Source organism: Methylophilus sp. (genome assembly GCF_035460085.1).
In the GTDB taxonomy this organism is placed as follows: domain Bacteria; phylum Pseudomonadota; class Gammaproteobacteria; order Burkholderiales; family Methylophilaceae; genus Methylophilus.
Genome location: NZ_DATHWZ010000033.1, coordinates 21,118 through 27,949, shown reverse-complemented (window position 1 = coordinate 27,949; position 6,832 = coordinate 21,118). Strand labels below are relative to the sequence as shown.

Sequence of the window (6,832 nt, the reverse complement as noted above, 5' to 3'; positions counted from 1 at the left end):
AAACCTTGTTGTACGTGTTTTTTCATCATATTTCCTTCAAGTCAAGTTTTAAAGTGAACATCTTCTAGTTCAGCCACTGCTTTTCCAACAGTGTTCGGGTATCTATAAGCAACAGCTGTGCCAGTCTGTATTTGATGCAATAAGTGATTGAAAAAAAAGAATTAAATGACTTTTATGCTTTATTCCACTGAATTGAAATGCATTTCTAAGGAGTAGATTCACTACAGGTGTAATGACGAAAAGTGACAGGGTGAGTCCATATTTGGCATCAGGGGTGATGTTTTTTGTCAGTTCTATCAAGGTGGTCAGAATGCAATAAAGGGATTGTGTGGTACACAATCCCTTTATTTTTAACAGTGTCAGACTTTTGGCCTGATTCTGCATTTGCAAAAACTTAAACAGTTACAGCGTAAGACTTACCAGAATTTCCACCAGGGTTTACTGTTGCCTTGCGAACTTTTTCCAGAACCCTGGCTGATTACTTTCCCGATTCGGCTACCTTTTTCAGGCTTTCCAGACCTGGATCAAAATACTCGTTGATGGCTTTAGTGGCTGCATCATCGTTTTGTTCCGGTTTTGGGATGTTGGAAGAGTCAGCACGAGTGTAGCTGCCTTTTACCGTCACCACTGTTTCGCTGCCTTTGGCTGTCACAGAAACGGTTGGATAAAAGTTTGAAAGTTGTAATGTGCTTTTGTCCAGGATGTACTCGTATTTCAGGCGCATGCCTGCGTCGTCAATTGAACGCAGTTTTTCATACATGGTGCCGCCATTTTTCAGTTTGACGGTACGGTAAGTGGTGTCATCACCGTTTTCGTCTTTCTTCTGTTCTACTTTTGTAGACTCAACGCCGGAGTGCCAGGCTTGTACGTTGCCGAAGTCTTTCAGCAAGGCCCACACTTTTGCCGGTGGCGCCTTGATGGTGACAGTTTTTTCAAAACGTAATGCCGCGGCACCGTGCGCAGCTGCCGTCAATGGAATCAATGGCAATAAAGAAACGGCAATGATGCCAAATATTTTTTTCATTTCAATCTCCTGATATTTACAGATGTTTTAAAGCTAAAAAGTAATCAGTCTTTTGAGTTTTAAAATAACCCGTGACTTTACCTAAAAAAACGACTCTTTGCGACTAGTTCATGGGCAATCCTGTGAAAAAACTGAAAAAGGGAAATGGTGAAGCATGACTCATTACTTTGCTTCCAGAATAAATTGCCCGAACGAGCGGCAAAGTTTTGGGCTAGCAACGGTGTTCGTCACCGTGTTGGTCTTTGCATCGATAATCGACACTGTATCTGACCCCCAGTTGGCGACGATAACTTGCTGTGTCGCTTTGTCATATTCAATGCCTTCAGGAAACTCGCCGACCTCAATCGTCTTGACCGTTTTTGCAGTGGCAATATCAATGACAGACACGCTTTCTGCATGATTGTTGCTGACATACGCCAGACGCCCATCGGGACTGATGGCGACATCATAAGGGTGCTGCCCGGTTTTGATGGTACTGGTCTGAAAGGAATCTACATTCATCAACGTCAGCGTGTTGCTGACTACATTGACGACAAATATTGTCTTGCCATCAGGGCTTAAGGTGAGCGCAAACGGATGAATGCCTACTTTGACTTGCGCAATGGTTTGCAGCGTTCGTGTATTAACCACGGTCACATCATCACTGTCGCGATTGGCAATAAACAGTTTTTTATTGTCAGCGCTAACTACCATGCCAGAAGGTGTCTTGCCTGCTTTAAACGTTTTTTGTTTCTCTAAATGCGCAGTATCGATGGCAATTACCTGCGCACCACCCCAGTCGGCCACATAAAGTGTTTTCTCATCCCGGCTTAGGGTAATACCCACTGCCTGGATATTCACCGGTACTTCCTGGATCTTTTTCTGTGTACGGCTATTGATAATAGAAACCGTTTGGCTATTGGCGTTGCTGATATACACACGCTGTTGTTTGCTGGCAATTGCCACGCCAACAGGCGCCTTGCCGACTTCTATGGTGTGTGTGACTTTTTTGTTCTCAATATCGAGGACAGACACGGAATCACTGCCTTGATTGGTGATGTAAGCAAGATTGCCTGCAGCCGTATTCAAACTCCACAGCAATGTTAGCAATATGCCCAGGCTGATATGCCGGAAATTCGGTTTGCGTCTATGCATTGGTTTGGATACGTAATGAGTTCGAAATAAGGTTCATGGCTGGAAAACGCTTTGACTTATATCGGGTTGACAGCAGAGATTGCAGAAAATTGTATTTATAAGCAACAAATTAAGATTGGATTTTGTAAATGTATGAAAATTAAGGGTTTTTAATCCCTTTTTGCAGGGCAGGAAAAACTCCTGATGCATTAATTACCCTACAATAAGTATGGGGATTATTTAACAATGATATAGAGGAGTTTTGAAATGAAAAACACATTTTCTTTTGGTAGCAGGTTGATATTGGCAATATCTTTCCTGGTTGCAGCGCATTCTGCTAATGCGTTAACTACAGGTACAGTGTTAGGTGCTGATTTTGTAAATGGGCAATCGAGTTACAGCACGTCTTTCTCAGACGGGACTTCTGCCACTTTTGTTGGTAGCAGATCTTTCCAGAAAAAGACGCAGGATGGAATGACCGGTGTAGGTATTTCTGGTGGCAGAACTGTCGGCGAGATTGATATTGATGAAACACTGACCGGCACTTTTTCTAAAGAAGTCATCTTTTCAACATTGACAATCGGTTTGCTGTTTGACGGCCCTGAATACAGTGATGTGAAAGAGGTCGCAAAATTCCTGGTGAATTTTGCCGACGGAGGCAGTGATACTTTTTATTTAACGGCAACTGGCAAACATACTGCGAGCTGGACAGGTGAGGGTTCTCCATTATCCCTCGGTAGTGGCGCTGTGGATGGTGGCACCGGCGCATGGCTGTTGAACAATCCTTTTGGCTTCCGCTCAGTCGATAGCATCGTATTTAGTGCATCACCTGGTGTGGCCAAACATTCTTGCCATAACTGTACCAACCAGTCAGACTTCACTTTTGTAAGTGCGACCGTCATCCCGGTGCCTGAAGCGCAGACTTCAGCCATGCTATTTACAGGATTGCTTTTGATGTGTGCTTTGTCATTACGCCGTAGATTCTGATTAGCAGTCTAAGCATGAAAAAGCTCACCTTTGGTGGGCTTTTTCATTACCTGCCAGCCATTTCATCCAAGGCACCATGGATATCCTTTCATTAAACTGTAAAGTGTGAAAAAATTGCAGTAAATATTGAAGGCAGTTTTTATGTTAGATCGTGATGGATACCGTCCTAATGTGGGGATTATTCTATGTAATTCCCACAATCAGGTGTTTTGGGGCAAACGTATCAAAGAGCATGCATGGCAATTTCCTCAGGGAGGCATCAAGTATGGTGAAACCCCTGAGCAGGCCATGTACCGCGAATTGATGGAAGAAGTTGGCCTCAGGCCCGACCATGTCAAAATCCTGGGACGTACCCGGGATTGGCTACGCTATGAAGTGCCGACTAGTTGGATCAAGCGCGAATGGCGCGGTAGTTACAAGGGTCAGAAGCAAATCTGGTTTTTATTGCGATTGATAGGCCGGGATTCCGATGTGTCGCTACGTGCCACTGAACATCCGGAATTTGATGCGTGGCGCTGGAGTGAGTATTGGGTGCCGCTGGCCGATGTGATCGAGTTCAAGCGCGATGTTTACCAATTGGCGCTGAACGAGTTAGCTGCTTTTTTGCGCAACCCTGCCAAGCGATATGGCGGCAAGGCGCGCAAGCCGGCCAACGATGCCTTACCTACAATGGGTGATGAATAGTGCTGTTTAATATTTCAAACTGCTTCAGTTAAATCACGCGGCAATATCCATTCTGGGCGGATCCGGTGGCAGGTGTAGCCTTGCGGATAGCGGACCAGATAATCCTGATGCTCTGGCTCGGCTACCCAGAAATCACTGGCTGGCGTCACTTCAGTGACCACTTTTCCTGGCCAGATGCCTGAGTGATTCATCTCATCAATTAATTCTTCAGCGGTTTGTCTTTGTTGCTCGGTCAGGTAAAAAATCGCTGAGCGATATGACGGCCCCATGTCATTACCCTGGCGGTTGAATGTAGTCGGGTCATGGATCTTGAAAAAGAACACTAATAGCTGTCGCAAACTGATGCGCTCTGCATCGTATAGAATTTCCATCGCTTCAGCATGATCACCATGATGACGATAGGTCGCATTTGGCACATCTCCGCCGCTATAGCCGACGCGCGTGCTGACAATGCCAGGTAGCTGGCGGAATAAATCCTGCATTCCCCAGAAACAACCACCGGCAAGGATTATTTTGTCTGGCATATTAAAAACACTCACTTTCCAAGGCGTGAAAAAACAAAATTTAAGACAAGAAAAAATTAAAAAAGGGCTAACGAGAAACTAAAAATATTTCGCAACCTCTTTGTTATGGTCTCGCGTATGGAATCAACCACTTACAATCTGTCCAGTATAGGAGGTTTAGGTTAAAATGCTGAGTTTTAGTTCTATTGCATGTTTTGGGGAAAAATATGGCTGTCAAGTTGGGGATTAATGGCTTTGGACGGATTGGGCGCATGGTTTTGCGTGCTGCTGTTCAAGAATCCGAGTTTAATGATATTGAGGTGGTTGCCATCAATAGCTCGTATGACATCGAATACATGATGTATATGCTGAAATATGATTCCGTGCATGGCCGTTTTCAAGGCACCGTAGAGGCTGACAATGGTAATTTGATAGTGAATGGCAAGCGCATTCAGCTGACTGCAGAACGTGACCCTAATAATATTGACTGGACCAAAGGCGGCGCGGAAGTGATCGTAGAATCTACCGGCGCGTTTTTAACGCAGGGCACGTGTCAGCCTCACCTTAATCGTGGTGCGAAAAAAGTGGTGCAATCTGCGCCGGGTAAAGATAACACGCCGATGTTTGTCTATGGCGTGAATCACCAGGAGTATGCGGGCGAAGCCATTATTTCTGCTGCTTCGTGTACCACCAATGGCCTGGCGCCTTTAGCCAAAGTGCTGCATGACAATTTTGGTGTAAAACGCGGCCTGATGACCACCATTCATGCAGCAACTGCCTCACAACTGACTGTTGATGGCACTTCCAAGAAAGACTGGCGCGGCGGCCGTAGTGTTTTTGAAAACATTATTCCTTCCAGTACCGGTGCGGCCAAGGCAGTGGGTAAAGTGATTCCTGCGCTAAATAAGAAGCTGACTGGTATGTCCATGCGCGTGCCGTCTGCCGATGTGTCTGTCGTTGACCTGACTGTAGAGCTGAGCAAAGAAACCACTTATGAAGCTATCTGTGAAGCCATGCAGCAAGCTTCCCAAGGTGCATTAAAAGGTGTGCTGGATTACACTAGTGATAAAGTAGTCTCTACAGACTTCCGCAGTAGCCCGGCCGCCAGTGTGTTTGATGCGGATGCGGGTTTGATGCTGGATCCTACTTTTGTAAAAGTGATCGGCTGGTACGATAATGAATACGGTTATACCTGCAACCTGTTGCGCCTGGTTCAACATATTGCTTAAATGAATACGGGGCTTATTGCCCCGTTTGCATATCTGTCATAATCCATTTGCCTATTTAATTATTAATTGATATTGATCGCTACGGAGCGCATGTATGAAATTCATCAAAATGACCGACCTTGATTTGCGCGGCAAGCGTGTGTTTATCCGTGCTGACTTAAATGTGCCGGTAAAAGATGGCGTGGTCACCAGCGATGCGCGTATTGTGGCCAGCATGCCGACCATTGAGTTTGCCTTAAAAGCGGGCGCCAAAGTAATGGTGACTTCGCATTTGGGTCGTCCTGAAGAGGGTGTTTATTCAGAAGAGAATTCCCTCAAGCCAGTGGCTGATGTCATGAGCAAACTGCTTGGGCAACCCGTGCGCCTGGTAAAAAACTGGTTGGCTTCCAATGCACCGGCTGATAGCTTGGGCACAGAAGATGGCCAGCTTATCCTGCTGGAAAACTGCCGTTTTAATGTCGGCGAAAAGAAAAATGATGATGCACTTGCCAAAAAGTATGCTGCTTTGTGCGACATATTTGTGATGGATGCCTTTGGCACCGCGCACCGCGCTGAAGCCTCTACCCACGGCATTGCCAAATTTGCGCCTGTGGCCTGTGCCGGTATTCTGCTGACGGAAGAGCTAGATGCATTAGGTAAAGCATTACTGGCGCCAGCTAGGCCATTCGTGGCTATTGTCGGCGGCTCTAAAGTATCTACCAAGCTGACCGTGCTGGAAAGCCTGTCTGATAAAGTGGATCAATTAGTGGTAGGCGGTGGCATTGCCAATACTTTCCTTAAGGCAGATGGTCATGAAGTGGGCAAGTCTTTGTGCGAAGATGACTTGGTCGATACTGCCAAAGGTTTGATGAAAAAAATGGCTGATCGAGGTGCCTGTGTGCCGATTGCAAAGGATGTGGTGGTCGGCAAGCAGTTTGATGCCAACGAGCCGGCAGTCAAAAAATCTGCAGATGCAGTGGAAGCCGACGACATGATTTTTGATATTGGCGCGAAATCGGCGGCTGAGCTGGTCGATATCATCATGAATGCGGGTACTGTGGTGTGGAATGGCCCGGTCGGCGTATTTGAATTTGACCAGTTTGGCGATGGCACCAAAACCATAGCCAAAGCCATTGCAGAAACCAAGGCATTCACGCTGGCGGGTGGTGGTGACACCATTGCCGCTATTCAGAAATATGATATCTACGACAAGGTTTCGTATATTTCTACTGCAGGCGGCGCTTTCCTCGAGTTCCTCGAAGGTAAAACCTTACCGGCAGTGGCTATTCTGGAAGCGCGCGCCAGTTAATCCA

Annotated in this window: 7 protein-coding genes; 4 read left to right on the top strand and 3 right to left on the bottom strand. The window is 46.2% G+C overall.

What is annotated here, in order from left to right; all coding sequences use genetic code 11:
- Positions 1-478: 478 nt before the first annotated feature.
- The gene (locus VK958_RS05825) at positions 479-1,024 is read right to left on the bottom strand and encodes an SRPBCC family protein (RefSeq protein WP_055826870.1); all 546 of its coding nucleotides are present in this window, start codon (positions 1,022-1,024) and stop codon (positions 479-481) included.
- 162 nt (positions 1,025-1,186) lie between these two features.
- A complete protein-coding gene (locus VK958_RS05820) occupies positions 1,187-2,158 on the bottom strand; it encodes a YncE family protein (protein ID WP_325239762.1) in 972 nt (323 codons plus the stop codon).
- A gap of 246 nt (positions 2,159-2,404) precedes the next feature.
- Here VK958_RS05820 and VK958_RS05815 point away from each other — a divergent pair, with 246 nt between their 5' ends.
- Together VK958_RS05815 and VK958_RS05810 are read left to right on the top strand one after the other, a co-directional pair.
- The gene (locus tag VK958_RS05815) at positions 2,405-3,124 is read left to right on the top strand and encodes a hypothetical protein (protein WP_325239760.1); all 720 of its coding nucleotides are present in this window, start codon (positions 2,405-2,407) and stop codon (positions 3,122-3,124) included.
- A 141-nt stretch (positions 3,125-3,265) separates the two neighbouring features.
- Positions 3,266-3,808, top strand: coding sequence for an RNA pyrophosphohydrolase (locus VK958_RS05810; protein WP_325239758.1), 543 nt, complete (start codon positions 3,266-3,268; stop codon positions 3,806-3,808).
- Between the two features lie 14 nt (positions 3,809-3,822).
- Here VK958_RS05810 and msrA read toward each other — a convergent pair whose 3' ends face one another.
- Positions 3,823-4,332 carry a peptide-methionine (S)-S-oxide reductase MsrA gene (gene msrA, locus VK958_RS05805; protein WP_325239756.1) on the bottom strand — a complete coding sequence of 170 codons (510 nt, stop codon included), beginning with the start codon at positions 4,330-4,332 and terminating at the stop codon, positions 3,823-3,825.
- Between the two features lie 206 nt (positions 4,333-4,538).
- On the opposite strand from msrA, the gene gap reads away from it, so the two are divergent.
- Together gap and VK958_RS05795 are read left to right on the top strand one after the other, a co-directional pair.
- Positions 4,539-5,540, top strand: a complete 1,002-nt coding sequence (gene gap / locus VK958_RS05800; protein WP_325239755.1) for a type I glyceraldehyde-3-phosphate dehydrogenase — start codon at positions 4,539-4,541, stop codon at positions 5,538-5,540.
- Positions 5,541-5,634: 94 nt separating this feature from the next.
- Positions 5,635-6,828, top strand: coding sequence for a phosphoglycerate kinase (locus tag VK958_RS05795; protein WP_325239754.1), 1,194 nt, complete (start codon positions 5,635-5,637; stop codon positions 6,826-6,828).
- Positions 6,829-6,832: the final 4 nt, after the last annotated feature.

Bases quoted from the DNA above. Each gene is read 5' to 3' on its own strand.
- VK958_RS05825 (WP_055826870.1), bottom strand. From the start codon at position 1,024: ATGAAAAAAATATTTGGCATCATTGCCGTTTCTTTATTGCCATTGATT.
- VK958_RS05820 (WP_325239762.1), bottom strand. From the start codon at position 2,158: ATGCATAGACGCAAACCGAATTTCCGGCATATCAGCCTGGGCATATTG.
- VK958_RS05815 (WP_325239760.1), top strand. From the start codon at position 2,405: ATGAAAAACACATTTTCTTTTGGTAGCAGGTTGATATTGGCAATATCT.
- VK958_RS05810 (WP_325239758.1), top strand. From the start codon at position 3,266: ATGTTAGATCGTGATGGATACCGTCCTAATGTGGGGATTATTCTATGT.
- msrA (WP_325239756.1), bottom strand. From the start codon at position 4,332: ATGCCAGACAAAATAATCCTTGCCGGTGGTTGTTTCTGGGGAATGCAG.
- gap (WP_325239755.1), top strand. From the start codon at position 4,539: ATGGCTGTCAAGTTGGGGATTAATGGCTTTGGACGGATTGGGCGCATG.
- VK958_RS05795 (WP_325239754.1), top strand. From the start codon at position 5,635: ATGAAATTCATCAAAATGACCGACCTTGATTTGCGCGGCAAGCGTGTG.